At 70.9% G+C, this 24,829-nt stretch carries 31 protein-coding genes and 1 pseudogene; 15 read left to right on the top strand and 17 right to left on the bottom strand.

Going from position 1 to position 24,829, the window contains the following annotated elements:
- Window positions 1–315 precede the first annotated feature (315 nt).
- The 3 genes from ACX25U_RS26175 (at window position 316) to ACX25U_RS26165 (ending at window position 1,945) form a co-directional block, all read left to right on the top strand.
- Window positions 316–852, top strand: coding sequence for a DUF5994 family protein (locus ACX25U_RS26175; RefSeq protein ID WP_454383554.1), 537 nt, complete (start codon window positions 316–318; stop codon window positions 850–852).
- Between the two features lie 7 nt (window positions 853–859).
- Window positions 860–1,387 carry a hypothetical protein gene (locus ACX25U_RS26170; RefSeq protein WP_454383553.1) on the top strand — a complete coding sequence of 176 codons (528 nt, stop codon included), beginning with the start codon at window positions 860–862 and terminating at the stop codon, window positions 1,385–1,387.
- Between the two features lie 66 nt (window positions 1,388–1,453).
- Window positions 1,454–1,945 (top strand): DUF5994 family protein, encoded by a 492-nt coding sequence (locus ACX25U_RS26165; RefSeq protein WP_454383552.1) that lies wholly within the window; start codon window positions 1,454–1,456, stop codon window positions 1,943–1,945.
- Window positions 1,946–1,983: 38 nt separating this feature from the next.
- Here ACX25U_RS26165 and ACX25U_RS26160 read toward each other — a convergent pair whose 3' ends face one another.
- Entirely contained in the window at window positions 1,984–3,252 is a 1,269-nt protein-coding gene (locus ACX25U_RS26160) for an ATP-binding protein (protein WP_454383551.1), read from the bottom strand.
- Window positions 3,253–3,337: 85 nt separating this feature from the next.
- Window positions 3,338–4,555 carry a PP2C family protein-serine/threonine phosphatase gene (locus tag ACX25U_RS26155; RefSeq protein WP_454383550.1) on the bottom strand — a complete coding sequence of 406 codons (1,218 nt, stop codon included), beginning with the start codon at window positions 4,553–4,555 and terminating at the stop codon, window positions 3,338–3,340.
- 127 nt (window positions 4,556–4,682) lie between these two features.
- Between ACX25U_RS26155 and ACX25U_RS26150 the strand changes: the two are divergent.
- A pseudogene (locus tag ACX25U_RS26150) lies at window positions 4,683–4,906 on the top strand (acyl-CoA desaturase); the annotation flags it as partial.
- A 6-nt stretch (window positions 4,907–4,912) separates the two neighbouring features.
- On the opposite strand, the gene ACX25U_RS26145 reads toward ACX25U_RS26150, so the two are convergent.
- From ACX25U_RS26145 to ACX25U_RS26120, 6 genes are all read right to left on the bottom strand, one after another.
- The gene (locus ACX25U_RS26145; protein ID WP_146229133.1) at window positions 4,913–5,068 is read right to left on the bottom strand and encodes a DUF6131 family protein; all 156 of its coding nucleotides are present in this window, start codon (window positions 5,066–5,068) and stop codon (window positions 4,913–4,915) included.
- Window positions 5,069–5,155: 87 nt separating this feature from the next.
- Window positions 5,156–5,764: an alkaline shock response membrane anchor protein AmaP gene (gene amaP, locus ACX25U_RS26140; RefSeq protein ID WP_454383549.1), complete on the bottom strand. Its 609-nt coding sequence runs from the start codon at window positions 5,762–5,764 to the stop codon at window positions 5,156–5,158.
- 29 nt (window positions 5,765–5,793) lie between these two features.
- The gene (locus tag ACX25U_RS26135) at window positions 5,794–6,420 is read right to left on the bottom strand and encodes a DUF6286 domain-containing protein (protein ID WP_454383547.1); all 627 of its coding nucleotides are present in this window, start codon (window positions 6,418–6,420) and stop codon (window positions 5,794–5,796) included.
- Between the two features lie 112 nt (window positions 6,421–6,532).
- The gene (locus ACX25U_RS26130) at window positions 6,533–6,943 is read right to left on the bottom strand and encodes an Asp23/Gls24 family envelope stress response protein (protein ID WP_454383546.1); all 411 of its coding nucleotides are present in this window, start codon (window positions 6,941–6,943) and stop codon (window positions 6,533–6,535) included.
- Window positions 6,940–7,110, bottom strand: coding sequence for a hypothetical protein (locus tag ACX25U_RS26125; protein WP_388343034.1), 171 nt, complete (start codon window positions 7,108–7,110; stop codon window positions 6,940–6,942). Before ACX25U_RS26125 ends, ACX25U_RS26130 begins: the two co-directional genes overlap by 4 nt.
- A gap of 73 nt (window positions 7,111–7,183) precedes the next feature.
- Window positions 7,184–7,666 carry an Asp23/Gls24 family envelope stress response protein gene (locus tag ACX25U_RS26120; protein WP_454394515.1) on the bottom strand — a complete coding sequence of 161 codons (483 nt, stop codon included), beginning with the start codon at window positions 7,664–7,666 and terminating at the stop codon, window positions 7,184–7,186.
- Window positions 7,667–7,822: 156 nt separating this feature from the next.
- Between ACX25U_RS26120 and ACX25U_RS26115 the strand changes: the two genes are divergently transcribed.
- From ACX25U_RS26115 to ACX25U_RS26105, 3 genes are read left to right on the top strand one after another with little or no spacing between them, the layout of a single operon-like run.
- The gene (locus tag ACX25U_RS26115; protein ID WP_454383545.1) at window positions 7,823–8,413 is read left to right on the top strand and encodes an RNA polymerase sigma factor; all 591 of its coding nucleotides are present in this window, start codon (window positions 7,823–7,825) and stop codon (window positions 8,411–8,413) included.
- Complete coding sequence (locus tag ACX25U_RS26110; protein ID WP_454383543.1) at window positions 8,404–9,075, top strand: hypothetical protein; 672 nt, start codon at window positions 8,404–8,406, stop codon at window positions 9,073–9,075. Before ACX25U_RS26115 ends, ACX25U_RS26110 begins: the two co-directional genes overlap by 10 nt.
- Window positions 9,075–9,452: a hypothetical protein gene (locus tag ACX25U_RS26105; RefSeq protein ID WP_454383542.1), complete on the top strand. Its 378-nt coding sequence runs from the start codon at window positions 9,075–9,077 to the stop codon at window positions 9,450–9,452. The genes ACX25U_RS26110 and ACX25U_RS26105 overlap by 1 nt, the downstream gene beginning before the upstream one ends.
- 24 nt (window positions 9,453–9,476) lie before the next feature.
- Here the strand turns inward: ACX25U_RS26105 and ACX25U_RS26100 are convergent.
- A protein-coding gene (locus ACX25U_RS26100) for an IS3 family transposase (protein WP_454383541.1) occupies window positions 9,477–10,729 on the bottom strand; the annotation gives its coding sequence in 2 pieces (ribosomal slippage) (window positions 9,477–10,447 and window positions 10,447–10,729; 1,254 coding nt in all).
- 224 nt (window positions 10,730–10,953) lie between these two features.
- Complete coding sequence (locus ACX25U_RS26095; RefSeq protein WP_454383540.1) at window positions 10,954–11,220, bottom strand: hypothetical protein; 267 nt, start codon at window positions 11,218–11,220, stop codon at window positions 10,954–10,956.
- 213 nt (window positions 11,221–11,433) lie between these two features.
- On the opposite strand from ACX25U_RS26095, the gene ACX25U_RS26090 reads away from it, so the two are divergent.
- From ACX25U_RS26090 to ACX25U_RS26075, 4 genes are all read left to right on the top strand, one after another.
- Window positions 11,434–11,700 (top strand): SCO2583/SCO2584 N-terminal domain-containing protein, encoded by a 267-nt coding sequence (locus tag ACX25U_RS26090; RefSeq protein ID WP_454383538.1) that lies wholly within the window; start codon window positions 11,434–11,436, stop codon window positions 11,698–11,700.
- A gap of 109 nt (window positions 11,701–11,809) precedes the next feature.
- Entirely contained in the window at window positions 11,810–12,733 is a 924-nt protein-coding gene (htpX, locus tag ACX25U_RS26085; protein WP_454383536.1) for a zinc metalloprotease HtpX, read from the top strand.
- Between the two features lie 2 nt (window positions 12,734–12,735).
- Entirely contained in the window at window positions 12,736–13,320 is a 585-nt protein-coding gene (gene pspAB, locus ACX25U_RS26080) for a PspA-associated protein PspAB (protein WP_454383535.1), read from the top strand.
- Between the two features lie 25 nt (window positions 13,321–13,345).
- The gene (locus ACX25U_RS26075) at window positions 13,346–13,678 is read left to right on the top strand and encodes a hypothetical protein (RefSeq protein ID WP_454383534.1); all 333 of its coding nucleotides are present in this window, start codon (window positions 13,346–13,348) and stop codon (window positions 13,676–13,678) included.
- Between the two features lie 362 nt (window positions 13,679–14,040).
- Here the strand turns inward: ACX25U_RS26075 and ACX25U_RS26070 are convergent, their stop codons facing one another.
- On the bottom strand, window positions 14,041–15,975 hold the full coding sequence (locus ACX25U_RS26070) for a hypothetical protein (RefSeq protein WP_454383533.1): 1,935 nt from the start codon (window positions 15,973–15,975) through the stop codon (window positions 14,041–14,043).
- Between the two features lie 49 nt (window positions 15,976–16,024).
- Entirely contained in the window at window positions 16,025–16,525 is a 501-nt protein-coding gene (locus tag ACX25U_RS26065; RefSeq protein WP_454383532.1) for a tetratricopeptide repeat protein, read from the bottom strand.
- A 159-nt stretch (window positions 16,526–16,684) separates the two neighbouring features.
- Between ACX25U_RS26065 and ACX25U_RS26060 the strand changes: the two genes are divergently transcribed.
- A complete protein-coding gene (locus ACX25U_RS26060; RefSeq protein WP_454383531.1) occupies window positions 16,685–17,095 on the top strand; it encodes a hypothetical protein in 411 nt (136 codons plus the stop codon).
- Between the two features lie 89 nt (window positions 17,096–17,184).
- Here the strand turns inward: ACX25U_RS26060 and ACX25U_RS26055 are convergent, their stop codons facing one another.
- From ACX25U_RS26055 to ACX25U_RS26035, 5 genes are all read right to left on the bottom strand, one after another.
- On the bottom strand, window positions 17,185–18,783 hold the full coding sequence (locus ACX25U_RS26055; protein WP_454383530.1) for a DUF1996 domain-containing protein: 1,599 nt from the start codon (window positions 18,781–18,783) through the stop codon (window positions 17,185–17,187).
- A 186-nt stretch (window positions 18,784–18,969) separates the two neighbouring features.
- Complete coding sequence (locus tag ACX25U_RS26050) at window positions 18,970–19,974, bottom strand: NAD-dependent epimerase/dehydratase family protein (RefSeq protein ID WP_454383529.1); 1,005 nt, start codon at window positions 19,972–19,974, stop codon at window positions 18,970–18,972.
- Window positions 19,975–20,035: 61 nt separating this feature from the next.
- On the bottom strand, window positions 20,036–20,605 hold the full coding sequence (locus tag ACX25U_RS26045; RefSeq protein ID WP_454383528.1) for a winged helix-turn-helix domain-containing protein: 570 nt from the start codon (window positions 20,603–20,605) through the stop codon (window positions 20,036–20,038).
- Window positions 20,606–21,003: 398 nt separating this feature from the next.
- Window positions 21,004–21,711 carry a hypothetical protein gene (locus tag ACX25U_RS26040; protein ID WP_454383527.1) on the bottom strand — a complete coding sequence of 236 codons (708 nt, stop codon included), beginning with the start codon at window positions 21,709–21,711 and terminating at the stop codon, window positions 21,004–21,006.
- A gap of 121 nt (window positions 21,712–21,832) precedes the next feature.
- On the bottom strand, window positions 21,833–22,195 hold the full coding sequence (locus ACX25U_RS26035; protein ID WP_454383526.1) for an arsenate reductase family protein: 363 nt from the start codon (window positions 22,193–22,195) through the stop codon (window positions 21,833–21,835).
- A 93-nt stretch (window positions 22,196–22,288) separates the two neighbouring features.
- Between ACX25U_RS26035 and ACX25U_RS26030 the strand changes: the two genes are divergently transcribed.
- The 3 genes from ACX25U_RS26030 to ACX25U_RS26020 all read left to right on the top strand — a co-directional run bounded on the left by ACX25U_RS26030 (window position 22,289) and on the right by ACX25U_RS26020 (window position 24,618).
- Window positions 22,289–23,155 (top strand): polysaccharide deacetylase family protein, encoded by an 867-nt coding sequence (locus tag ACX25U_RS26030; RefSeq protein ID WP_454383525.1) that lies wholly within the window; start codon window positions 22,289–22,291, stop codon window positions 23,153–23,155.
- Window positions 23,156–23,385: 230 nt separating this feature from the next.
- Window positions 23,386–23,694 carry a hypothetical protein gene (locus ACX25U_RS26025; protein WP_454383524.1) on the top strand — a complete coding sequence of 103 codons (309 nt, stop codon included), beginning with the start codon at window positions 23,386–23,388 and terminating at the stop codon, window positions 23,692–23,694.
- A gap of 309 nt (window positions 23,695–24,003) precedes the next feature.
- Window positions 24,004–24,618 (top strand): hypothetical protein, encoded by a 615-nt coding sequence (locus ACX25U_RS26020; protein ID WP_454383523.1) that lies wholly within the window; start codon window positions 24,004–24,006, stop codon window positions 24,616–24,618.
- The last annotated feature ends 211 nt before the right edge of the window (window positions 24,619–24,829 follow it).

Below are 24,829 nucleotides of genomic sequence, written 5' to 3'. Positions count from 1 at the left end.
AACTGCTGTCCCGTCCGGGGTCGGACGTGGCTGATGCCGGACCGCTGGGGGCCGGGGCGCACCTCCGTTGACCCTGGTCAACCGCTCTCAAAGACATGCTGAGCGCAAGGACCGGCTCTGTCCCGGCGCGCCACTGGGCGCCGGGGAGCAGGTCCCGAGGCAGGAAAATACCTGGTCATCCGCAGCCTTTCGGGCCGGCGAGCGGAGTAGTGTGAAAACACCGGGAGTTCTTCGCGCACCGGCTCCGCTGCGGGTGCCGTTTCCGGTGATTGACAACGCCGGGCCGCCCCACGAGCCCGGGGGCAGGTCCGCGCCATGACCGTGACCATCGACCGTACGGCATCGAGCAGGCGCGCGCCGTCGCTGCCGGCTCGCCTGTGTCTGACGCCCGCGCCGGGCGGACTGGACGGCATGTGGTGGCCCCGCTCCCGTGCCCTCACCCGTGAGCTGCCACCCTTGACGGCCGCACTGGGCGCCCTCTGGGGCCGCATCACAAGTGTCACGGTGAACCCGGACCACTGGCCCGTCCTCCCGCATTGGGTGTCCGCCGCCGGGCGCACCGTACGTGTGGGCTGGTCCACCGAGGAGCAGAATCCTCACAGGCTGACCCTTTTCTCCGCCGATGGTCATTGGGACGTGCTGGTGATTCCGCCGGAAACCAGTGCGGATACCGCCGCACGGCTGATGGCCGGTGACGGCATCGATGCCCCGGGGCGGGAGGAGGCAGCAGACAGGATCGATGCCCGAAGTCGGGAAGAAGCGTGGGAGACCGACGGCGGGGCAGGTCCGCCGTCGTCCCCGCCCCGGCCCATCGGCTCGACAGGGCGTTCGCCCGCCGGCCAACGGAGGTGAGAGGACCATGACTGTCATCGCCGTGGCCGCGCTGCTCGTCCTGATCGCCGTCGGATTCGTTCTGATCCACCGGCTCAATGCTCAGCACGACGAACGGATCGCTGCCTTCCCCTACAGCGATGCTCTGCCGGGGATAGGCCGTCGGCCCCGGAGGCACCGCCGGCCGGCGGTGAACGCGACCGCCCCGACACGCCCCACCGCGACAGCGACCGCGGATGACATCGGCTTCGGCCCGACCGGGGGCGGTAGGGGGCGGCGCGTCATGGCGATACTGCGCGAGCGGAAGATGCGCCGCGAGAAGATCATGCGGGCTCTGTACCAAGCCGCCGAGGGCAATCGCCTCCTGGGCGTCGACGGGGCGAAACTCCGCAACGACCTCGGCATCTCTGAGCAGGACCTGGCCGCTGCCTGTACGTATCTGGCGAGCGAGGGCCGGGTCGTCGTCGACTGGAGGAGGGGTAACACGCCCGCGATGATCACGCCGACGCACCAGGGGATCCGGCAGATGGAGACAGAAGAGGAAGAACGTGGCTGAGCCGCGTCCACAGAGACAGTGCGGCCGCAGCGCGTGCGACCGGCATACGAAGGACGAGCGGACACCATGACCGACTCCGACACCCCCGACACTCCCAGGTTGCTGCCGGACGCCGTCCACCAGTCGGTAAGACCCGGGACGGCCCTGCTGAGGCTGGAGACGACACACACGCGCGAGGGAATCCTGGACGGTGCCTGGTGGCCGCGATCGCGGGACATCGGTGCCGAGCTTCCCTCGCTGATCACCGCGTTGGCCGAGCATCTCGGACCTGTCACCCGCGTCGGTCTGGACGCCAGTGCCTGGGACGAACTGCCGACACGGCTGGTGATCGACGGCCGAGTCGTGCACATCGACTCCTTCCCGGTCGGTGACGACACCGTCCTCATCACCCGAGGCGACCGGGACTATTTCTCTCTGCTGGTAGTCCCGCCGGACACGATGCCTGACGCGGCACGCGCCGCGATGGCCAGGGCCGTCCGGGCCGACAACGTCACCGGGGCCGAACAGATCCTCATCGACATCGACACCGGCAGCGACACGCCGTCTCCGCCGAACTGACGCCTCCGTCGCAGACCGGATCTCCGGAGGCCAGGACGCTAGATACGGGCGAACTTCTCGGTCTGCTCGGCGAACTCCTGGGCCATGACGCTGCTGACCGTGGGCTGGGTGTCGCGGATCGTGGCCAGGTAGTCGTCCGTGGTGGGCAGGGTCCGGGTTCCGGTGTCGAAGGTGCGCTCGAACTGGGCCTGGGAGACCGTACGCGCCACGTGGGCGATGTCGGCGGGGGTGAACCCCTCGCTGGCGGACGCGAGCGCCGCGCTGTCGGCCTGGGCGTCCGCTCGGGCCAGGTAGCTCTCCCACAGTGCGGTCCTGGCGCTGTGGTCGGGAGGGCCGAGGGGCAGCACGTAGTCGAAGCGACCGTGCCGCAGGAAGGCCGGGTCGAGGGTGGTCACGTTGTTCGTGGCGCAGACGAGCAGCCGCCCGTCCTGGTTCCGGAACCGGACGATCGCCTTGAGCAGCTCGTTGACCACGCCGACCGCGGTCGCGTCCGCACCGCTGCGTGTCCCGGCGACCTCCTCGACCTCGTCGATGAAGACCAGGACGTGGTCGAGCTGGGCGATCTCGTCGAAGCGCCGGCTCAGCCCGCTCGCCAGCCCGTACTCGGCGGCCAGACGTGCGGGGAACAGTTCGAGGAAGGGCCAGCCCAGGCGGCCGGCGATCGCGTGCGCGAACGTGCTCTTTCCGGTCCCGGGCGGACCGAACAGCATCACCGCCCGCGGCAGTTCCACACCGTGCTGGGCGGCCAGTTCGGGGTGGGCCAGCGGCAGGACCAGGCGGCGCTCGATGAGTTGCTTCTCCCTGTGCATGCCCGCGACCTTCTGCCACAGTCCCCCGGGCGGCAGCTCCGCCCCGAGCGAGGAGAGCATGCCGACCGCCTGCGGAGTCACCGGCCCGCGCTTCTCGAAGACGACCAGGCCCGAGCGGGCGCCGAAGCCGCAGTTGTGCAGAGCGGCGGCACCGGTCCCGCCCTCGGGCAGGACCGCGTGCACCGCGCGGACGCCACCGGCGAACAGCCGGTGCTCCAGGGCTGTGATCAGGGCACTGCCCAGCCCGCGCTGCCGCCAGGCAGGTGCCATGCAGATGCGCAGGATCCATGCCCGGTCGCCCTCCACCCTGCTCACCGCGGCGCCGATCACCACCTCGTCCGCCGTGGCCACCACCGCCGGGTGGAGGGCCTGGAGGGCCGTCACGGCGTCCGAGAGCGGGAAGAGAGGGGGCTCTTCGGCCGTGCTGCTCTCCGCATCGACGCGGATCACCGCTTCGAGATCGTCCTGGGAGTAGTCCCTGACACGCCACCCCGTCATCATCAGCTCCGCGTGTTCGGCCGTACTCCCATCATCAGCCGATGCACGAAAGGATGCGCGCGACAGGCCCCGACCGCGAGTCCGATCAGCCGGCGCCGCGCCACTCGATCAGCAGGAGCGTCGCGTCGTCCGTCGTGATCCCGCCCCGCGCCCGTTTGAGCGTGTGGGAAAGGGAACGGGCCACGGCCCGGACCTCCTGCGCCGTACGTTCGATGCGGTCCACCCAGCCGATGAACTGTTCCTCACCGAATTCCTCACCACCGACATCGTGTTCCTCGATCAACCCGTCGGTGAAGCACATGATCCGGTCTCCGGGGTCGAGGGCCAGTTCACTGATCCGGGGCTCGTGACCTCCGAAGCCGACAGGGAGCGTCGTCGGGCCATGGAGCCGCCGTACGACACGGTGTTCACGGATCAACAGGGGAGCCGGATGTCCCGCGTTGACCCACTGAAGACGGCCCGTAGCCGTGTCGAGCCGCATCATCTGAGCGGTCACGAAGTGGTCGGGGCCGAACTGCTCGGCGACGGCCCGGTCCATGAACGCGTAGATCTCCGCCAGGCCGACACTGATCCGCCGGGCATGCCGGTAGGCACCGATGGCCACCGTGGCCATCGTGGCGGCGTCCAGGCCGTGGCCCATCGCGTCGATCATGGCCACATGCAGCACGTCGCCGTTGAGGGCGTAGTCGAAGCTGTCACCGGCCACGTCGTAGGCGGGCTCCAGCATCCCGGCCAGCATGACCCGAGGCGTGGACATCGCCAGCGGCGGCAGCAGCGACCACTGGATCTCCGCCGCCACACTCATCGGTTCTCTGCGCCGGACCCGGAAGAACAGATCGGTGTAACCGTGCTTGGTCACCAGCATGTCGGCCACGAGAGCGGCGATCCTGCGCAGCAGCCGTCGGTCATCGTCGTCGATCCCGTCCAGAGTGACGGCCAGGATGCCCATCTGGTCGCCGCCGTCCAGCAGAGGCAGGTAGACCCGTACACCATCGGCCTGAGGCACCTCGACAGGGTGCGCCTCCTGGAAGGCGCGACCGGCATCGGAGCCGTCGATCGGCTGCGGTTCCCCCGCTGCCAGCCCGTCGCCCGGCAGGGGCACGAGCCACACCTGACCGTAGTCCTGCAAGAGGACCGAGGTCTCGCGGCCACCGAGCCTGCACACTTGCTGCGCGACGAGCGGACCGAGCAGATGCGGCGGCAACTCGTGCCCCCGGTCCAGCAGAGCCCCCAGAAGCTCCTCACCGAACCCCTCCGACCGGTCCGTGCCTCCTCCACTGCCCTGCCGTTCACCGCCCGTCATCGCCGTGGCCACGGTGGACGCTCTGATGGCTCCTCACGAAGAAACTGTGCACACGAACTCCCGACGCAGCCTGACCGACCGGAGCAGCGTGCAACTGCCGCCCGATCCAGTCGGGCCATTGCTCCCGTCCCGTCGCCACGACCGGGCCACCAACCCGTGGCCGTCGGCCCTGCTCTCGTCCGGCGAGAGCTGACACAACCTCTACCACGCCGACACCGCCTGCGCCCGGCACGGCGTCGACCGCGGTCAAATCGACCTCTCCGCCGCGTTCATTCGCCTCCCGAACGCCTCGGCTGGGTCTACGACGTGCGTCGGCCGGCTTCGGCCCGCGTCGCCGCTCGCCGGACCTGACCCCGATCACCAGTAGTGGCGTCGACCGGCGACGGCGTGTCCCATCGCGCCGAGGACCCACAGGATGGCTCCGACGACCGCCAGGACGATCCCGATGGTCCACAGGATGGCTATCCCGGTGACGAAGCCGACGACGAGCAGAACGATGCCCAGGATGATCATGATCTCTCCCTTGGGGAGTAGTGCCGGTTCCCCTGTGAACTGCGAAAGACCGCAAGGGGGCGGACACGGAAATGGCCGGTCTCCTCCTCACTCTGCGCGGTGTGGTTTGTGGCGGGCGACCTGCAGGCGGACTTTGGTGGGCATGTCAGGGAAGCCGGTGGACCGATGGGCGGTTCGGAGCGGGCCTTCGCTGAGGGCATCGAGGGCGGCGCCGGGTGCCGTCCGAGGGGTGAGGGTGAGCCTGACGCGGGTGCGGGGGTGGGCAGGCCGGCCAGTGATGCGTACGGCCGCATGCTCAACCCCCGGCAGGGCACCGGCTTCGGCGGCGATCGCGTCGCTGAGCGCTCGGTCGCGCAGTTCGACGCCTTCCTGCGGGGGTGTGCCGCCGACGGGCAGCGCTCCGGGGCGGCGCCGGCGCAGTTGGGCGAGCAACCACCACAGGGCGAGCAGGGCGACGAGGGCGAGGGCGGCGATGACGGCGGGCCACCACCACCAGCCCTGGCTGCTCCAGCGGGCCCGGTCGGCGGAGCTGAGCAGGACGTCGTCCGCGGCGGTCAGGGGCCAGCCGACGGGCGGGACCAGATCGTGTCGCCGGTAGACGTCGAACCCGGCGAAGAGGATCAGCAGACCGCCGCCGAGCAGGACCAGTCCGGTGAGGGCCAGCAGACTGCGGTTGAGTACGGGTCGCGGCGTCATGGTGCGGGCTCCGGTGCTGGGTTTTCCGGTCAGTTGGTGCGTTGCCGCACCCGTACGACGATGCGGGGAGGGCGGGCGAGGGCTAGCCGGCCGCGCTCCTCGTCGAGGACGGCGGTGAGGTCGTCCTTCACCTGCCGGGGGTCGCGGAAGCGGACGTCCGCGCGGGCTTTGACGCGGTGGCGGCGCACCCGGATGCGAGCCTTGCTGACCCCGGGGACCCGCATGGCGGCGTCGCGCAGCAGATCGGCGGCACCGTCGCGGTCCAGGGAGGCCCGCAGCCCGGGCACGGGGGAGCGCAGGGGCAGCCAGTGGCGCAGGCCAGGGGTGAGGGCCAGGACGATCAGCCAGATGCCGACGGCGGCGGCCACGGCGGCTCCCGTGAGCATCCACACGTCGTCCACGGGGCGGGTGGCCAGTGCGTCGGCCAGGTGCCGTCGCCAGGCTGCCGCAGGGCGTCCCGCCCGTACGGCGACGACGTCGACCAGCGCCGCGACCGCCGCCACGAGGATCACCGAGGCGACCAGCGCGGACGGAAGGCGCCGCGCGGACCACGGGCGGTGGGTCCGGTGCCCTCTGTCGCGCTCGCCGGCCGTCGGGTTCGGCGAACCCGGCTCTGTCGGCTCCCTCGGCTCCTCGGGCTCCTTCGTCAGCGGCACCGCGGCACGGTGCGCGGATGGCGTGGAACTGTGAGTGGGAGGGTCCGGGCCGGTTGTCATTCCGGTCCTCCTTCCTGCGCGGTGGGCCCGGCGGTGCGGGCCGCGTGGCCGCTCACCGGACCCGCCTCCGGTTCGCGGCGGCGGTCACCAGCCGCCGGACGGTGAGGGTGACCTCTCCCACCTGCAAGCCGGTCAGCTGAGCCACCCGTTCGGCGACGTCGCGCTGGATCCGCTCGCAGACCTGGGGGATGTCGGTGGGGTAGGGCAGGTCCATGGTCAGGTGCAGGCGCACCGATCCGGTACGGACGGCGGCGGAGGCGCTGGGTGCCGCCGGTCCGCTCCGGTCGGGCGGTATGGCTGCGCGCCGGGACTGGGCCGTGCGTGCGGCCTGGGCGGCGATGCGGGCGACCACCCTGTCCGGGATGACGGTGGCGCCCCGCTCGGCCGGAGGCGGCAGGCCGGCGGCCCGCGCCGGTGGGCCGGACCCTTCGCCGAGGGGTGGGGAACCGGGCCGGGTCTTCACCGCTGCCTCCGTCCGCGGACGTCGAGGTCGCCCTGCACGGCGAGGCCGACGATCAGCCCAGCCGCGCCCAGGACCAGGACCAGCAGAAATGCCCAGAAGCCGCCGAAGTAACCGGCGAAGCCCAGGGCCATGCCGGCCGCGAGGCCCGTCGTTGCTGTGTTCATCATGCACTCACCCGTCCCGCGAACGTACGTCGCCGTTCGCGCGGTCACCCGCGCCCGCCCAGGGTGCGGCGGTGGATCACCTCACGCGGCCCTCGTCCGGTTCGGCCTCTTCCTCCTCGTCGGGAAGGTGGACGTCGTCGACGGCGATGTTCACCTCGACGACCTCCAGTCCCGTCATCCGCTCCACCGCGCTGATCACGTTGGTACGTACGTCGCCGGCGACGTCGACGATGGAGACGCCGTACTCGACGACGACGTCCAGGTCCACGGCGGCCTGCCGCTCGCCGACCTCGACCTTCACTCCTTGTGTGACGCTGCCGCCTCCGCCGGGGACGCGTTCCCGCACGGCGCCGAAGGCGCGGGCCATGCCCGCCCCGAGGTTGTAAATGCCCGGTACCTCGCGGGCGGCCATGCCCGCGATCTTCGCCACCACGCCGTCCGCGATGGTGGTCTTCCCCCTTGTCTCGGCCGGAGCCCCGGCCCCGGTACGGCCCTTCAGCGCGCTCACGCCCGCCTCGGGCCGGCTGCCCCCGCCGACGCTGGTGATGTTGTCCGTCATGGCGGTCGCCTCGATCGGTCGCTCGGACACCGGTGCGGCGCCCTTCGAAAGGTTGGACATATCGGGCGTCGCATTCCTCACACGCATTGAATGTGATGTGCATCACATACGCCCCGTCGGGTACACGGACAGTCCGAACCCTGTGCGGGGGGCGCCATGATCGAAAGCGCTGTTTCCCCATCGCCGGGCCGCGACCTGATGGGACGCGACCTGCCGGACGGCCTGCTGGCTGTACGGGCGGCCGAGGGGGACGAGGACTCCTTCGCCGTTCTCGTCCAGCGGCACGGTCGCCCCCTCCTTGTCCTGGCCCGGTGCCTGCTCGGCAACCCCCAGGACGCCGAGGAAGCGGTCCAAGACGCCTTCGTCAGCGCCTGGCGGCGACTGCCGGAATACCGCCACAGCGCGGAGTTCCGTACCTGGATGTACCGGATCACCGTCAACCGCTGCCTGACCATGCGCCGTCGCCGGCCGCCGCCCCTCCCTCTGGGCACCGTCGCCGAGCCCGTGGCAGGAGACGCCTGGAGCCAGCCCGCCCGGTCCGCCGAGCAGGACGCGGCCACCGCCGCCCTGTCCCGCGCGCTCGCCGAGCTGGACGCCGGGCAGCGGATCTGCTGGATCCTGCGGGAGGTGCAAGGCCTGTCCTACAAGGAGATCTCCCATGTGACGCGGACCAGTGAGCAGACGGTGCGGGGCAGACTGTTCAGGGCACGCCGATCCCTGCAGGAGGCGATGGGCCCATGGCGCTAGACGACCCGCACGCGCGGCCTTCCGAACCTCTCGGAGCCGACGGGACCGGTTCCGAGCCGGGTGCCACCGACGTCCCCCCGTTCGCGGGTGATGAGGTGCTGCCCTGCGGCCGCCTGCTCAGCCGGGTCTGGGAACAGGCCCGCGACGCGGCGCCGGCCGCGGATCCGCACATTCTGTCCTGTCCTCACTGCCGCGAGGCCGTCGAGGGACTGGCCACGGTGAACGCGGCCACCCGGGCGCTGCGCGCCGAGGACCCTCCCGGCCTGCACGCACTCGTCGGCCGTGTCATGGACGTCGTCAGGGCAGAGGTCCGGCTCGGGCGGCTGCTGCCCCTGGCCGACCCGGACCGGGACCTGCGGATCGCCGAGAGCGCCGCGGCAAAGGTGCTGCGGCGGGCCGCGGACACGGTCTCCGGTGCCAGGGCCGCGACCTGCCGGCTCGTACCCGAGGGCGAGGGCACCGACGTGCGGGTGACCATGACCCTGGCCGCCGCCCTCGACCGCCCGCTGCCCGACCGGGTTCATCAGGTGCGCCGATCGGTCCTCGACTCGGCCGGACAGGACCTGGGCCTTGCCATGACGGCCGTCGACATCACCGTGGTCGACGTCCTGGAGCCGGAGCCGCTCCTCGGTTCCGGCCTCCCGACCGGCGGCGGTGCGTGATGACCGTCATCCGCACGAGCACGCTCCTCGGCGTCGCGGTCGAGGCGGCCCTCGCGGTTCCCGGCGTGGCGGGCCTGCAACCCCGTCTCTCCCATCGCCTCGCGGCAGCCGCCGCGCCCACCCGGACGGACACCGCGCCTCACCGCACCTCTCCCGAGGCAGGCATCCGCGCCGACCGGGCGCCGGACGGTTCGGGATGGCACATCGAGGTGCGCTGCGTCCTGGCCGAGGGCCAACGGGCGCTGGACACCGCCCGGAGCGTCCACGACCGGGTGGGGGCCGCCGTCCTCTCCCGCCTCGCCGCCCTCGGTGTCGCGGAGCGGGTCACCGTCGCGGTCACGGTGACCCGTATCACCGCCCGGTGCGACGCGGCATGAACCGCCCCGGGTTCGGTAGAGATCTCAGATTGTGGTTGTGACCTGGGGTTTCGTAGATTCCATGTAGTGGTTGGCCTCGTACTCGACGGGCGGAACGTGGCCTATCTCACCGTGGAGTCTTCGGTGGTTGTACCAGTCGACCCACTCGGCGGTGGCCAACTCCACCTGGGAGAGCGTCTTCCAGGGCCGCTGGGGCTTGATCAACTCAGTTTTGAACAGGCCGATCGTGGACTCCATCAGGGCGTTGTCGTAGGCGTCGCCGACTGAGCCGATGGAGGCGGCGATGCCGGCGGCGTCCAGGTGCTCGGCGAGCTTGAACGATGTGTATTGCGACCCGGCGTCCGAGTGATGGATCAACTCGCCTGGCTGAACAGACTGTTGGTCGCGGTCGCGTTGCCAGACGGCCATCTCCAGGGCGTCCAGGACGAAGACGGTCTCCTTCACGGTGGCCGCCGACCAGCCGACGATCCGGCGGGAGAAGGTGTCCACGACGAACGCGACGTAGACGGTGCCGGACCAGGTCTTCACATGGGTGAAGTCCGCCACCCAGCACCGGTTCGGAGCGACGGCGACGAAATTGCGGTCGACCAGATCGGGGGCCCGCTCGACCTGCCCGCCGGGGATCGTGGTGATGACGCGCTTGCCGCGCACCGCGCCCTGGACACCCATCTCGCGCATCAGGCGCTCGACGGTGCAGCGGGCCACCGCATGTCCCTGCCGGTTCAGCTCCCGCCAGATCTTCCGGGCGCCGTAGACGCGGTAGTTGGACGTGTAGACCTCCTGGATCCGCTCCTTGAGCTCCGCATCGCGCAGGGAACGGGCGGAGGGGGTTTCGAGGCGTTTCTTGTGGGCGTAGTAGGTGGAAGGGGCGATCTTGCAGTCGTGTGCGGTGAGCGTCCTGCAGATCGGCTCGACGCCGCCGAAGCGGTCCCGGTGCTCGTCGATGAAGGCTACGAGCGCGTGTGTGGCCGGTCGAGCTCGGCCGCGAAGAAACTCGCCGCGGCCTTCAGGATCTCGTTGGCCCGCTTGAGTTCGGCGTTCTCCTTCTTGAGCGCCTTGAGCTGGGCGGACTCCTCCGTCGTCGTCCCCGGCCGCGTCCCCGCGTCGATCTCATGCTGCTTCAGCCAGTTCCGCAGTGTCTCGCGGGAGCCGATGCCGAGCTTGTCCGCGACCGCCTGCAGGGCCGCCGTCTCGTTCGGGTAGTCGCCGCGCACCTCGGCGACCATGCGCACCGCACGACGGCGGAGCTCAAGCGGGTAACGGGAGGGTCGTGCCATGACTCAATCCTTACATGGAATCGAGCCTCCACCTGACCCGGGGCGGTTCACGTCAGACGGGCGTCTGTGCAGGCCAGGGGTTTTATCGAGCTGTACTTCGACGTGTGAGCAGACGCCTGAGCAGACGGCTGAGCAAACGGCTGAGCAGACGTCCAAGCGCCGAGGCGCAAAGCTGAGGGCCGCCGCCTGTGAGCCACAGGCGGCGGCCCTCGGCCGTACCGCGCTCAGCGGATCACGATCACCACCGGGCCGTTGCCGTAACCGTAGTTGTAGGGGAAGAAGCCCCCACGGCCGAAGCCACCGCAGTAACCGGACCACCAGCCGCCGTAGAAGCAGCCGCCACCATGCCCGACACTGGTGGAGACGTGGGCCGGAGTCGTTGCCGGGGTCGCTGCCGAGGCCGTGCCTGCCGCGCCGACGGCGGCGCCACCGGCCATCAGAACGCCGACCGCGGACATCGCGAAGAGACGCCTCGCACGTTGTGCTTTCATAGGGATACCTTCCTTTCCACCCCCTCGTACGGCGTTCGCGCACAAGGCAGATGGCCGCGGCCGCAGCGGGAAAGGTACGGCAACGCGGTCGTAGGTGTTGCCGCCTGCTGAGTGCGGCCCTCACCAAAAGAGGCTAGACGTGTGCCGTTCGCGCGGCATCTTGGAGACGGAGGGCGGGAACAGGCGGCACGCGGCCTTGAGGGGTGAACGGGGATGACGGGGACGTCCGAGCAGGACGACTGGGAGCGCGAGTTCGATCACCGGTGGGCGAGCGCCGCCGAGCACAAGGAGCCCTCCGCCCGGGCCCGTATGCTCGCCGCCCGCTGGAAGGACAACCCGCCGTGCCCGGTCCCGTTCCGCGCCGGCCCGGACCCGGTCGCACCGCGCCGCTCGTCGTGGATGTCCACCGTCGTGGTGCTCGGCTGCGTCGCCGTGGTGATCGTGCTGCTCGGCTACGCCCAGACGCGCGCCTACCGCTGAGGCCGGGCGGCCTTTGCCGCCACTGGGGCCGCACAGGACCCCTCCATGGGCACCGGCAGGTGCACACTGGATGGCGGGACGAGTGCCTGACTGTGCGGGGTGATGCAAGATGCAGAGCCGCTTCCGGAGCGACCGACGGCTGACCGTGCGCATGGGGGTCACGCTGTTCCTGCTCGGGTTGCTGTACGTGGCGTTCGTGGCCGCACTGATCGTGCTGCTGAAGTCCTGGGTGCTGGTCGTGGTGATCGCGGCGGGCGCGCTCGCCGCCCAGTACTGGTTCTCCGACCGGATCGCGCTGTTCGCGATGCACGGACGGGTGGTGGAGCGGGAGGAGTATCCCGAGCTGCACGCGGTGATCGACCGGCTGTGCGCCATCGCGGACATGCCCAAGCCGGTGGTCGCCGTATCCAACATGGACATGCCGAACGCGTTCGCGACGGGACGGAATCCCGACAACGCGGTGGTGTGCGTGACGACCGGGCTGCTACGGCGGCTGGAGCCCTCGGAGCTGGAGGGCGTACTCGCGCACGAGCTGTCGCACGTGGCCCACAAGGACGTCGCCGTGATCACGGTCGCCTCCTTCCTCGGCGTGATCGCGGGACTGGTCGTACGGTTCGCCTTCTACTCGGAGCTCCTCGGCGGGCGGGGCCGCAAGGACCAGAACACCCTGGCGGTGCTCGCCATGGTGATGGGCGTGTCGGCGGCGGTGTACGCGATCAGCTTCCTCCTCATCCGGGCCCTGTCCAGGTACCGGGAGCTGGCCGCGGACCGGGCGGCGGCGCTGCTGACCGGACGGCCCTCGTCGCTGGCGTCCGCGCTGACCAAGGTCACGGGCGACATCGCGAGGATCCCGTCCGAGGACCTGCGCACCGCCCAGGCCTTCAACGCCTTCTACTTCACGCCGGCGCTGGGCTCCGACCCCGGTATCGCCCGGCTCTTCTCCACCCACCCGAGCCTGGAGCAGCGGCTGGAGCAGCTGGGGCGGATCTCCGCCGAGCTGGGCGAGGCCGCGACGCCGGGGAAGGCGGGCTGAGGATGGGGCTCCTGGACATCCTGCTCGGCCGTTCGAAACCCGCCCCGCCCGATCTGGACCAGCTGTTCGCGCTGCCGTCCGCGGCGATCACGCTGCAGGCGGCGGCCGGTTTCACCCCGACCGGGCAGGGCGCGGTGTGCTTCGCCACGGTCGAGGGCGCGGCCTTCGAGCAGACCCACCGCGAGGTCCAGGCCCTCCTGGACGCCGACGCCGACCGCTCGGGCCCGCCCGTGGAACTCTCCCAGGACTCCTACGGCTACTCCTGGCTGGTCTCCCGCCGCACCCCGGACCAGCTGCCGGACCTGGTCAACGACCTGCACGCCGTGAACAGCGCGATGGAGGTCAACGGCTTCGGCCCCCAGCTGCTGTGCTCCCTGGCCGGCTTCCACGACGACACCGGCCGCCGGCTGGCCCTGGTCTATTTGTACAAACGAGGAACCTTCTACCCCTTCGCCCCGCTCCCCGGCCAGGCACAGCGCCGCGACAACGCCCTGGAACTCCAGATGAAGGCCACCCTCGCGAACGACCTGCGCATCGAACAGGACCTGAGCCGCTGGTTCCCCGTGTGGGGCGCCCCCGGTCTGTGACCGCCGCCGCGGTTCACCGGGACCGGTGACCATGGAGGAAGCGGCGGCCGTGTGCGCGGGGGTCGACCTACGGTCCGGGGCCGTGCAGCTGGTGGTGCAGGTGAGGCTGCTGCCGACGCCCGGGCAGGCGTCGGCCCCGGAGGCGACCCTGCGCGCCTGCGGCGTGGACGGGCGGATGAAGAACCTCCGGTTCGCCTGCTCGCCCGGCCGGCTCAGGACCCTCGTCGAGCACCGCAGGGGCGAGAGCGATCCCGTCCGGCGCGGCGGGAAGTGGTTTCCGGTCGCCGCCTGCGGCGCGTCCCGGAACCCGAGGTGTTCGAGCCGGTCGACTTCATCGGGGTGGACCGGGGCATCGTGAACCCGGCCACCGCCTCCGACGGCACCGACCACCAGGGCCGCCGCCTGTTCCGCCACCGGCGCCGGCAGGCCCGCCAACGCGCCGGACCCCGGGCGCCGGGCGGGCCGGGGTGCCGTTCATCGAGGTGGACGCGGCCCGTACCCCCCGCAGCGCTGTCCGCGCTGCAATCTCGCCGGCCCCGCCGACGTCGTCGCCGGGGTCAACGTGCGTGACCGCGCACGCTCGACGTGGGTGTTCGTCACCGCACCCGCATCCAGGCCCTGAACCAGGGGCTGGGTGGATGCGACCCGTGGCCGTCCCGTCGCAGGGGGCGGTCGGGAGCGCGACGAGGTGCGAGCGGCCGGGCGAACAAGCTCGGCCGCTCACGGCTGAGAAGGCGACTTCTGGCGCAGTACGCCGACGGATGTGCCGTCGTCCAGGGTCCCGGTGAGGTCCGCCTCGGCGCCCTGCCGGGTCCGCACGGCGAGCAGGTGGCCCTCGGAGGTCGCGCGGACGCCGCCCGTCGCGCTGATCGACGCGGTGTCCTCGGTGCCGGCCGCGAGCAGGTACCAGGTGCCGGCCTCCGACTTCCACAGCACCCCGGCCAGCACGTGCGGATCGCGGGCGCCGCACGCGGACACGTCCTCGGCCTTGGCCACGGCCGCGCCGTACTTCCCGCCGGGGAGGTGGAACTGGGCCAGCACCCGGGGGCCGGTGCCGCGCCAGGTCTCGGCGCGGGTGCACACCCACTCGGCCGTGCCGCTGTCGTCGGGCAGCGGCTGCTCGGAGTACTGCCAGGCGTTGACCGACCGTACGCCCTGTGCGCGCACGGCGCCCAGCGAGCAGGCGAACGGCGCCCAGGCGCGGCGCCCCGACTCGTCCGACGTCTCCTGCGGGGCGGTGGGGTTGCCGGTGGTGAGGCGGGCGGGGACCAGTTCGCCCAGGTCGCTCAGCAGGTGCGTACCGGAGTCCGCGGTCAGCTGCAGCGCGTTCCACGAGGTGCAGGGGCCGGTCTTCTGGGCCGGGCTCGCCAGCGGTCGGGTGACGCCGTCCTTCAGGCCGAGGTCGGTGGCCTCGGAGTCGGGCCTGAGCAGGTCCCGTTCGGCCGCCTTGGTCACCCAGGGTGCCGTCAGATAGCGGACGTTGCCGTCGGAGCGGCCGAGCACCATCGCGGCCGCTTCCGCGCCGGTGGCGCCGTCGACGCGGGCGAAGTCCAAGGCGACCTCGGCCGTGGAGCCCTTCGACTCGGCGTAGCGGGCGATGCGCAGGCCGTCGTAGAAGATCACCACGTGCGCGTTGTCGACGTCGCCGGCGTAGAGCAGTTGCGGTGGTCCGGCGGGGCCGCCGGAGGGGGTGCCGGGGGTGGCCGAGACCCGGACGGATTCGCCGGGGCGGGCCCAGACGGCGAGTGCGCGGCGCAGCAGGGCCGTGTCGCCGGTGCGGTCGCCGCGCGCCGGCCACACGGAGAAGCCCAGGCGCGCGGAGGTCTGCCAGGCGGTGGGGGCGGCCTTCGTCAGCTTGGCCGGGTCGAGCGCGGCCTCGGCGGAGGGGTTCTTCGCGTACACCGGGGCGGCGGCGCCGTCGGGGCCCCAGCCGCCGCGGGGCAGGGCGACGAGGGCGCCGCACACGGCGAGGGCCGCGACGCCGGCGAGCGCGGCCCTGCTGTGCTGCCTGCGCCGCATCAGGTCGGTGGGACGGACCTGCAGCGAGCAGGGGTCGAACTCGGGGGACTCCAGCAGCGCGTAGTGGCCGGGCACGCGGTCGGCCTGGCGCAGCGCGGCGCCGGGGTCGGTCACCCCCGCGGCCGTCAGCAGTTCGTGCACGACGGGGTCCGGGAGCCGTTCCAGGCCGCGCAGCACATAGGCGGCGCGGGCCGGTCCGGACAGGGACGCCAGCCGCTGGTCCAGGGCGAGTTCGTCGGCGCCGCCCGAGCGCGGGAACAGCCGCAGGCCCCACACCGCGGGCAGCAGCGGCGGCAGCTGGGCGCGTTTGGGCCACACCGTACGCCTCAGCGGCCGGCCCGCCTCCAGCGCCGTACGCAGCACCTGGAGCCGTACGAAGGCGTACCCCGGGTCGGCCTCGCGGCCGCCCGGCCGGACCGGGACCCCGGACGCCGACCGCCCGCGCGGCAGCGCCCGCTGCACGAGCGCGTGCGCGCTCAGCACCCGCCGTCCCCGCCCGAGCCCCGGCGGCAGTACCAGATACGCGAGCCGGACCAGCCGCGGGTAGTGCTCGACGAGCGCGGCCTCGGCCCGCTCGACGTCGACGACCGGCCCGGAGGAGGACGAGTGACGCGGGGCTACATCCTGTGACTGCACGCCCAGCAGAACGAGCGAACCGCCCGTTGGTCACCGCTGTCCCGTGGACTCAGTCCGCCGGCTCGACCAGCAGCCGGGCGTAGTTCGCCATCGACCGCTGGTACCGGGGCAGATGGGGCGCGAGGGCGCCGAGGACGAGGGACAGGCCCTCGCGGTCGCGGCCGAGACCGGACAGGCACAGGGCCAGACACGCCCGGACCGCGTCGTCCAACTCGTCCGACGGCGCGTCCAGTTCGGGCGTGAGCAGCTTGACGCCCTCCTCCGGCTCGCCGGTGTTCCGCAGCGAACTGGCCAGCTGGATCTTCGCCCGGCGGCCCCGGTAGCCGCTCAGCCCCCGGGCCAGCGCCTCCCGGTACAGCGGCACGGCCCGGTCCGAGCGGCCGGTGGAGTCCCAGGCGCAGGCCCGCTCGAACGGGCCGAGCGGGCTGCCGTCCGGCAGCTCGGCGACGAGGGCGTCGATCACCGCCCGGAACGCGGGGGCCTCGTCCTCGGAGTAGTCGTCGAAGCGGGCCCAGGCGGCGGACACACGGTCTTCCCAGTCCTGGTTCACCGGCTCACTTTCGCACGCGTGTGCCGTCGCGGGCCACCGGATTGAGTGCTGGACGCCTCCCGGCCGTATCGGTGGGTGGGCCCCCGCTCGGGGGTCTCTGCGGCATGCTTGTCGGGCGTGCCGGTGCGAACTTGGGGCCGGAAGCGACCGGAGGAACAGATGAGGGTGACCCGACCGATGCTCGCGGTGGCCGGGGCCGCGGCGGTGCTGGCGCTGGCGGGGTGCGGCTCCGGCAGCGGCGGGGCGAAGGTGCCGCCGACGGCGACCGGCAGCCTGGAGAGCCTGGCCGCCGAGGTGAAGTGCGAGCCGGACATGCAGACCGACGCCGACACGATCCGGCAGGCGATCTGCACCAACGCCACCGGCAAGTTCGTCCTCGCCACCTTCTCCACCGACCGCGGCCAGCGCGAGTGGATCAACGACGCCAAGGACTACGGCGGTTTCTACCTCGTCGGCCGCAAGTGGGTCGCCGTCGGCGACAACGGCGTGGTCACCGCGTTGCGCGGCACCCTCGGCGGCGAGGTGGAGGTCGGCACCGACCACAGTGCCCACGGCGCACACGGCGGCTGAGCCCCACGCGCGGGGCGCGCACACGGCGAAGGCCGGCGGCGGGATCTCCCGCCGCCGGCCTTCTTCAGTGGGTCACCGGCCCGGTCGCGTCACTGGCAGTTCCGGCCCGAGTTGACGCAGTTGGCGATCTTGTTCGCCAGACCGTTCTTCGTGATGTTGATGAAGTCGTCGTGGTCGGTGTGCGCCTTGTGGAGCTGCTCCGGGAAGCCGTCCACCGCGTACGCGTTCTTCACCACGCCGTTCTCGATGGTCGGCCGCGGCACGTCGTAGACCAGGCGCATCGTCAGCTGCGGGATCGCCTTGAAGCCGTTCTTGCAGTTGCCGCCTGCGTCGGCGAAGTCCACGTGCGTACGGTGGTTGGCGCTGTCGCTGTTCTGCCCGTCCCAGCAGCTCTGGAAGGCGAACGTACGGACCATCTGGCTGCCCTGCGGGCAGATCGGGTACTGCTCCGTCAGCTGGACCTTGTTCTCGAAGCCGGTGCAGCTCCAGTGCGCGTTGGCGTTCGCCAGACCGTTGGTCGTGGTCTTGGCGTCACCGGTGATGATGCGCAGGAACTGCGGCATCGCGACGACCTTGCCGGTCGGGCTGCCCACGTACTTGATCTGAGCCTGGACCGGCTTCAGGATCCGGCCGACGTTGCCCTCCTTGCCGCCGCCGTCCGCGTTCTGGTCGAAGTCCTGCGTGCCGTCCTGGACGCGGACCACCGGCCAGTAGTACGACGACAGGTCGTTCTTGTTCTGGCAGCTGGTGCCGCCCTGCAGGAACGTGTCGTTGCTGGCGAACGCGTCGATCTTCTGGTTGCCGACGTAGTCGTGCAGGTGGTGCGCGCCGTTCTTCACACCGGGCGCCACGATCACGTTGTCGGTGTTGTGGTTCCCGTTGGCGTTCACACCGCAGCGCGTGGTGAACGAACCGGTCGAGGCGTTGCGGTTCTTGCGCGGCTTCGGCGGGACGTTGGGCTGGACCGTGGTGATGTCGACGAAGTCCGCCGCGACCGGGCCGTTGCCGGCCTGACCGCCGACGCCCTGCTGGCCGTTGTTGTCCTGCTGGCCGCCGTTGTTGTCGCCCTGCTGGCCGCCGTTGTTGTCGCCCTGCTGGCCGCCGTTGTTGTCGCCCTGCTGGCCGCCGTTGTTCTGGCCGTCCTGACCGTTCTGGCCGTTCTGGCCGTTCTGGCCGTCCTGACCGTTCTGGCCGCCGCCCGCGGTCGTCTGGTCCGCGGGGGTGCCGGTGCAGTTGGCGAGGTTGTCCAGGTCGCCGGGGGCATTGCCACCCGCCCGGTTGATCTCCAGTTTGATCCGGTCGATGATCGCCTTCCGCCGGTCCTTCAGCGGACCCAGAATGGAGTTCTGGACGAAACTCGCGTCCCTGGCCTGGGCGTCCCGTGTGGTCGCCAGGCGCTGGTAGGCGTCGGTGATCTGGCGGTCGAGCGTGGCGAGTTCGCCGTCGACCTCCCCACGGGCCTGTTGCGGCACGTCGGTGAGCTTCTGGCCGATGTCCGGACACGAGATCGTCGCGACCTGCGCGCTCGCGGCCTTCGTCCGGCTGCCCCACGCGTTGTTCTTCGACTCGTGCGCGGAAGCGTAGTAGTTCGCCCAGACCAGCCCGCCCCCACCGAGCGCTAGGGCCGCCGTCCCGGCTATGACCTTGGTGGCCAGCGGCATACGGCGTTTTCGTGTGTTGCGTCCCATGGAACTCCTCTGACTTCCTTGCGGGGCAGCATCGAGGCGCCCGACAGGAGTGAAGCGGCTCCCTTTCATACGGACGCGGTCCCAGGAGTGTTCAGCCGACTCACGAATCGATGCGAGATTCTTGAGCCGAACGCGCTTCAACTGCCTCTTTAATACGGCTAGTTGTTCCGACCTCACCTGCAGTGGTCAGTGGCCGGCGGTTCCGAGTACCTTCGCCTCCAGCGCCGGATCGAGCCCTTTGCACGTCCGGTCCGGGCGCTGCGGTGCCGTGCCGCCGATGTCCTGCAGCCACGTCCAGGTGCCGGACACGGTCTCGCCGACCGGCCGGCACACCAGCCCCGTCTCCAGCGCCCGCGAGACGTCCGCGCGGTGCAGGGCGTCGTACATCTCGCTGCCCGGCGGCACCCACACCGGCAGCTGGACCCACGGCTCGATCCCGGCGCCGAGGACGACCTCCGGGTCGGTCCAGTGCAGCCGTGCGTCCGCGCCGGTGACGCGGACGCACGCCTCGAGGAACTCGCCCATCGTTGTGTGCCCGGGCGGGCTCACCAGGTTGTACGGCCCGCCGAGCCCCCGCTCCACCGCCCCGAGAATCCACTCGGCGAGGTCGCGCACGTCGACGTACTGCAGAGGCAGCTCACGCGGCCCGGGCGCCAGGACCGGGCCGCCGCGGGCGATCCGGGTCAGCCACCAGGGCAGCCGGCCGACGTTCTCGTACGGGCCGAGGATCAGCCCGGCCCGCACCAGCAGGGAGCGGTCCGCGCCGAAGGCATCGACGGCGGCCAGTTCGCCGCCCCGCTTGTCCCGCGCGTAATCGGTCTGCTCGGCGTCGGCCGAGGCGCCCTCGACCAGCGGCGCCTCCTCGGTGAGCCCGCCCGCCGGGGGGTAGGCGTAGACGGAGCGGCTCGACACGTACACATACCGGCCGGCGCGGTCCCGCAGCAGCCGCGCCGTCTCCCGCACGGCGCGAGGCGCGGCCGACCAGGTGTCGACGGCGGCGTCCCACTCGCCGGCGCCGGCGAGTGCGGCGAGCCCGTCGGCGGCGGTGCGGTCGCCGTGCAACGACCGCACCCCGGCCGGAGGTTCGTGCCGTCCCCGGTGAAAGACGGTCACCTCCCAGCCGCGCCGGAGGGCCGACTCGGCGACGGCCCGTCCCACGAACTCCGTACCACCCAGCATCAGAAGTCTCATGCCGGTGACTGTGCCCCGCGCGGTCGTGGGACGGAACCGAATCCGCCGAGGGCAGAGGGGATCAGTGCCCGGCCGGCGGGGCGTACTTGTAGCCCACGCGGCGTACCGTCCGGATCGCGGTGCGGTGCTCGGCGCCCAGCTTGCGGCGCAGGCGGGCGATGTGGACGTCGACGGTGCGGCCGTCGCCCACGTGGCCGTAGCCCCAGACCGTGGTGACCAGGTGGTCGCGGGTGTGGACCCGGTGCGGGTGTGCGACGAGGTGTGCGAGCAGCTCGAATTCCAGGTAGGTGAGGTCGAGTTCGCGTCCGGCCACCTCGGCGATACGCCGTACGGTGTCGATGCGGACGAGCGCGTCGCCGCCCCCGTCGGTGGCCTCACCGGCCTCCGGCCGGCCGGGTACGGCCACCGGTGGGAACGGCGGCTGCTGGTCGGCGGGCACCAGCACCAGGTAGCCGACCATCGGCGGCCGGCCCGGCAGCGTGGGCAGGGCGTGCTGCGGAGCCGGCAGCCAGGTGGCGCCCGGCGGCAGCAGGTCCGCGATGTCCAGGGTCTCGCCCCGGTCCACGGCGCGCAGCCTGTGCCGGACGGAGGCGGGGGAGGGGACGGTGGTCAGAGAACGGGGGGTCGCCATGAGACGTCAGCTCTTTCGCGCGAGAGGTTCGCCGGGAGGATCGACGGCCGCGAGTTCGTGGTCGGGCGCGCCGAGGGACGTACGTCGTTTCGCGCTGGCCGAAGGCCGGGATGTACGGCTTTACCGGGCCGGCGCGCTGAGCGCGTGGCAACACACCCGGTCGAAGTCGTGGTGCTGGCGTGAAGGCCAGAAGGGCTCGAGGTCGGAGTGACCCGTCGCGGTGTACTTCTGGAAGCCGGCCATGTCCCCCATTGAAGCAGACCCGGCGTCCGGACAGGGCCCCCCTCTCACTGCTCGGACGCCTCCTCGGCCTCCTGGCACGCCCGGGCCACCGGGCCGGCGAACCCCCCGTAAGGTCGCCGGTCCGGTGGCCTGGCCGGCCACTGTCGGGGTGGGCGTCACCCCACCTTCTCGATCAGCGCGCGGCGGATCAGGAACTTGCCGGGTTCCCGGACCTCCTCGAAGGCCGCGTTGTTGAGCAGGACGCAGCTGCCGGAGACGGATGTGACCTTCACCGTGGTGGACTTGTTGTTGTCCAGGTTGGTGACCTTCAGCGTCGTACCCGCCGGGAACTGGTTGCTGGACGCCGCCGGCGCACCGCCCTCGCCCGAGAGCGTGACGGTGGAGCCCTGGCACACCTGCTGGCCGGACGCCGCGGCGCCACCGCCCGCGTTCCCCGCGTCCCCGGCCTGCTCGCCGCCACCGGCCTGCTGACCGGCCTGTTCACCCGCCTGCTGGCCGGCCTGCTGGCCGTTCTGCGCCTGCTGCCCGGCCTGGGAGTCCTGAGCCGACTCCCCCACCGTGCACCCCGACGCGGCCTGCTTGCGCTTGATCTCCTCGATGACCGCCTCACGGTTGGCGATCCGCGCCTCGGACTGCGCGTCCGGGTTGGCCCGCTGGCCCTCGATGAACTTCTGATTGTTGCCGAGGGCGGTGGCGAGCCCCTGACAGACCGTCGAGTCCCCGGCGGACAGGGTGCGCGCGCTGCCCGGCTGCGCGGCGTTGGACGTGGCCGCCATGGCGAAGGCCCCGCCTCCCGCCACCACCGCGGCGCTGACCAGCAGTGCGACCTTCTTCTTCGTGCTGAGAGTTCTCCTGCGCGACATGCGCGCCTCCTCCAAGAGGTAGGGGAGCGTACGCCGCTATGTACGGGATACCGAACGAGGTTACTCAGCGGTTGCGGGAGTTGGTTGACGTAACCTGCGTCACAGTCGGGTCGGCGTGGGCTCACTTCCGCCCAAGAGCGTCCCGCACCGCGTCCTCCGTCCGTGCCACCACCGCCGTGCCGTCGTCGGCGGTGATGATCGGCCGCTGGATCAGCTTGGGATGCTCGGCCAGCGCCGCGATCCAGCGGTCACGCGCCCCGGCGTCCCGCGGCCACTCCTTCACTCCGAGTTCCTTCGCGGCGGTCTCCTGCGTCCGGGTGATGTCCCACGGCTCCAGCCCGAGCCGTTCGAGCACCTCCCGGATCTCGTCCTCGGTCGGCACGTCCTCCAGATAGCGGCGGACGGTGTAGTCGGCGCCCTCGGCGTCGAGCAGACCGATCGCGCTGCGGCACTTGGAACAGGCCGGATTGATCCAGATCTCCATATGCCCACGGTATCCGCCGAACGCCCCTCCCACGCGCCCGCTACCGTTCCCGTGGATCGAAGACGGCACGGCAGCCACAGGGAGACCGGCACGGTGAAGCGGCACAACAGGCGTAAGTTCCACGGATCGTCGGCGGGCGCGGTCGCGCTGGCCCTGGCAGTCGGTGGTTGCGGCGGGGATCCGGGCGTGAGTGTCGGAACCGGCTCCGCCTCCACCGCGCCGCGGCCCGCTCCCACGGCTCCCCCCGCCGCCGCGCCGGGCGTCGACGCCAACTGGCACAGGTGGGGCCTGAAACCGCTGCCCGCACCCCCCAGGCCCCCGGCCGACAGGCCCGTCAAGCTCTCCGCCACCGGCGCCGTCCCGGTCGTCTCCCACATACCGACCGCACAGAAGGTCGTCTTCATCACCATCGACGACGGAGCGGAGAAGGACCCGAAGTTCATAGCGATGATGCGGGACTTGCGGATACCGATCACCATGTTCCTGACCGACGACGCCATCAAGTCGGACTACACGTACTTCAAGCCGCTGAAGGCGCTGGGCAACCACATACAGAACCACACCCTGCACCACCCCGCGATGAACACCGTCCCGCTGACCCGCCAGAGGGAAGAGGTGTGCGGCAACCAGAAAGTCCTCACAGAGCAGTACCGCACCGCACCCCTGTTGTTCCGCCCGCCCTACGGCGCGTACAACGCCGACACCAGGACCGCGGTGGGAGAGTGCGGGCCCCGCGCGATCGTCTGGTGGCGGGAGTCCATGCAGATCACCGACATGCAGTACCAGACGGCGGACAGGAAACTGCGCCCCGGCGACATCATCCTCGCCCACTTCCGCGGGCCCAAGGAGCTCAAGGGCGCCACGATGACGGAGATGTTCGCCAACCTGCTCAAGCGCATACAGGAACAAGGTTTCACCGTGGCACGCCTGGAGGACTACATCCAGCCGCCGGCCCCGTGAGGACCGTGAGGTCTCCCGCCCGTCGGGGCGGATCGGCCTGTTCGAATTCCTTCCGCCTCACAGGCATCTCGTGAAGCCGCTGTGACAGGGCGTCAATCAACCTGCTCACCTGCACATTCAGAGCCTTTGCAGACCCCCTGGATGTCAGTGCCGGGCGGTAGACTGGAAGCAGTGTTCGAGAGCGTCGCCGGGGCTTTCCACGACGCTCCCACCGCGACAGGAGGATGCCTGTGCCCGCTGCCGCACTGAAGCCGAAGCCGACCCAGTCCACCGCGAAGCGTCCCGTCCTGCTCGACCTGCCCTACGAGCCCGTGCGGAAGCGGCCGTTGCCGGCGGGTCGTCCGCGCGAGTGGTACGTCACCCACAACCGCCGCCTGAAGGCGATGCGGCTCGCCATCGCCCTGCTCGACTCGGGCGTCTACCTGCCGAACCAGGCCCGCAACGAGACGATCCGCAGCACCGCGGCACTCATCGGCGTCCACCCGCCGTCGGACACGACGTGCCACATGGTGCGGGCGCTGATGCGGTACTCGCGTTGAGCCGATGGCGCCGAGTGCTGCCGCCGGTCCAGCGGCACCCGGCGCCGTCGTGGGTGCCCGGAGGGCAGATCCGGGCTCACGGTTCCTCGACAGCGGGATTTGAGGTCCTCCTCACCTCTCCGAATAGCTCACTTGCGGCACGGACTCGCTGACGTATAGAAATGTCGCGCACACAACAACCGGGTGATTGGCCGCGAGCCAAAGCGCCTCAGGGTGTGCCTCGGTTCCGCCGACCACGGAACCGCTGACCAGGACCTTTCGAAACGGGGCAGAATGAGCCGCGCCGCACTGCGCACCGCAATTCCTCTCATGACCACCGCCGTCGTGCTGCTGGCGGCAGCCAACACGGGTGTCGCCGTCGAGGATGAGGAACCGGTGCCGGCCGACGACGCGCAGATTGTTCTCGACAACGGAGAAATAATCGGCGTCAATGACAAGATCGAGTTCTCTTTCGTGGGGGACAAGCCCAGTGTCAAGGCCCCTCAAGCCGCAGCGGCCTGCCCTGAAGTGAACGATCCCCCGACCTACAAGGTCACGGGGAGCCCGTACTTCCTGCCGGACAGGAACAAGCCTCAGTCGACGTGGCTCCTGCCCCGACAGACGGTTTCCTGGACCGTGACGGGAAGTCACACCTTCACCTGGGACATCGGTGTGGGATACGAGGCCGAGGCGAGCATCATCGTCGAGAAGGCCAAGGTGAAGGTCGATACCAAGATCAGCAATTCGTGGACCTGGACCGGGACGCAGACCGTCACTGACACGAACACGACCAGCAAGGGATACAGGGCCGTCCTCGGGCAGGTCGGGTGGAAACTCACCGCCATCAAGACATGGACAGCGGCGCCCTGCAACGTCAAGACGCAGACCATCGTGGTAAAGGCTCCGCGAAAGGGAGACATGTCGATCGGGCGGCAGAACTCGTGATGCGTGACAAGGTAAATCGAATGTCGGCGTCGCTGTGTCTGGCGGTCGCGGTGATGCTCACTGGAGCGTGCACGTCCAGCGGGTCGGCGGATTCCACCACGTCCGCTTCCCCGGCGAGCAAGTCCTCCTTGCCGAAGGAGCCGGAGCCCGGTAAATCGGCTGAGGCCGTCCTCGATCAGACGTTTACAGGGCGAGACGCTCTGGGGAGCGG

The sequence above is a fragment of the Streptomyces sp. JNUCC 63 genome, from assembly GCF_054366325.1.
Note: the sequence above shows the minus strand (reverse complement) of the source record. Positions and strands in the feature narration are given on the sequence as shown.

Excerpts from the sequence above, each read along its gene's own strand:
- ACX25U_RS26155 (WP_454383550.1), bottom strand. The coding sequence starts at position 4,555 with ATGACGGGCGGTGAACGGCAGGGCAGTGGAGGAGGCACGGACCGGTCG.
- ACX25U_RS26145 (WP_146229133.1), bottom strand. The coding sequence starts at position 5,068 with ATGATCATCCTGGGCATCGTTCTGCTCGTCGTCGGCTTCGTCACCGGG.
- ACX25U_RS26040 (WP_454383527.1), bottom strand. The coding sequence starts at position 21,711 with ATGTCGCGCAGGAGAACTCTCAGCACGAAGAAGAAGGTCGCACTGCTG.
- ACX25U_RS26110 (WP_454383543.1), top strand. The coding sequence starts at position 8,404 with ATGGCGCTAGACGACCCGCACGCGCGGCCTTCCGAACCTCTCGGAGCC.
- ACX25U_RS26120 (WP_454394515.1), bottom strand. The coding sequence starts at position 7,666 with ATGACGGACAACATCACCAGCGTCGGCGGGGGCAGCCGGCCCGAGGCG.
- ACX25U_RS26090 (WP_454383538.1), top strand. The coding sequence starts at position 11,434 with ATGACGGGGACGTCCGAGCAGGACGACTGGGAGCGCGAGTTCGATCAC.
- ACX25U_RS26095 (WP_454383540.1), bottom strand. The coding sequence starts at position 11,220 with ATGAAAGCACAACGTGCGAGGCGTCTCTTCGCGATGTCCGCGGTCGGC.
- ACX25U_RS26055 (WP_454383530.1), bottom strand. The coding sequence starts at position 18,783 with ATGGGACGCAACACACGAAAACGCCGTATGCCGCTGGCCACCAAGGTC.
- pspAB (WP_454383535.1), top strand. The coding sequence starts at position 12,736 with ATGGGGCTCCTGGACATCCTGCTCGGCCGTTCGAAACCCGCCCCGCCC.
- ACX25U_RS26175 (WP_454383554.1), top strand. The coding sequence starts at position 316 with ATGACCGTGACCATCGACCGTACGGCATCGAGCAGGCGCGCGCCGTCG.
- ACX25U_RS26060 (WP_454383531.1), top strand. The coding sequence starts at position 16,685 with ATGAGGGTGACCCGACCGATGCTCGCGGTGGCCGGGGCCGCGGCGGTG.
- ACX25U_RS26165 (WP_454383552.1), top strand. The coding sequence starts at position 1,454 with ATGACCGACTCCGACACCCCCGACACTCCCAGGTTGCTGCCGGACGCC.
- ACX25U_RS26050 (WP_454383529.1), bottom strand. The coding sequence starts at position 19,974 with ATGAGACTTCTGATGCTGGGTGGTACGGAGTTCGTGGGACGGGCCGTC.
- ACX25U_RS26115 (WP_454383545.1), top strand. The coding sequence starts at position 7,823 with ATGATCGAAAGCGCTGTTTCCCCATCGCCGGGCCGCGACCTGATGGGA.
- ACX25U_RS26170 (WP_454383553.1), top strand. The coding sequence starts at position 860 with ATGACTGTCATCGCCGTGGCCGCGCTGCTCGTCCTGATCGCCGTCGGA.
- ACX25U_RS26105 (WP_454383542.1), top strand. The coding sequence starts at position 9,075 with ATGACCGTCATCCGCACGAGCACGCTCCTCGGCGTCGCGGTCGAGGCG.
- htpX (WP_454383536.1), top strand. The coding sequence starts at position 11,810 with ATGCAGAGCCGCTTCCGGAGCGACCGACGGCTGACCGTGCGCATGGGG.
- ACX25U_RS26045 (WP_454383528.1), bottom strand. The coding sequence starts at position 20,605 with ATGGCGACCCCCCGTTCTCTGACCACCGTCCCCTCCCCCGCCTCCGTC.
- ACX25U_RS26160 (WP_454383551.1), bottom strand. The coding sequence starts at position 3,252 with ATGACGGGGTGGCGTGTCAGGGACTACTCCCAGGACGATCTCGAAGCG.
- ACX25U_RS26125 (WP_388343034.1), bottom strand. The coding sequence starts at position 7,110 with ATGATGAACACAGCAACGACGGGCCTCGCGGCCGGCATGGCCCTGGGC.
- amaP (WP_454383549.1), bottom strand. The coding sequence starts at position 5,764 with ATGACGCCGCGACCCGTACTCAACCGCAGTCTGCTGGCCCTCACCGGA.
- ACX25U_RS26020 (WP_454383523.1), top strand. The coding sequence starts at position 24,004 with ATGACCACCGCCGTCGTGCTGCTGGCGGCAGCCAACACGGGTGTCGCC.
- ACX25U_RS26035 (WP_454383526.1), bottom strand. The coding sequence starts at position 22,195 with ATGGAGATCTGGATCAATCCGGCCTGTTCCAAGTGCCGCAGCGCGATC.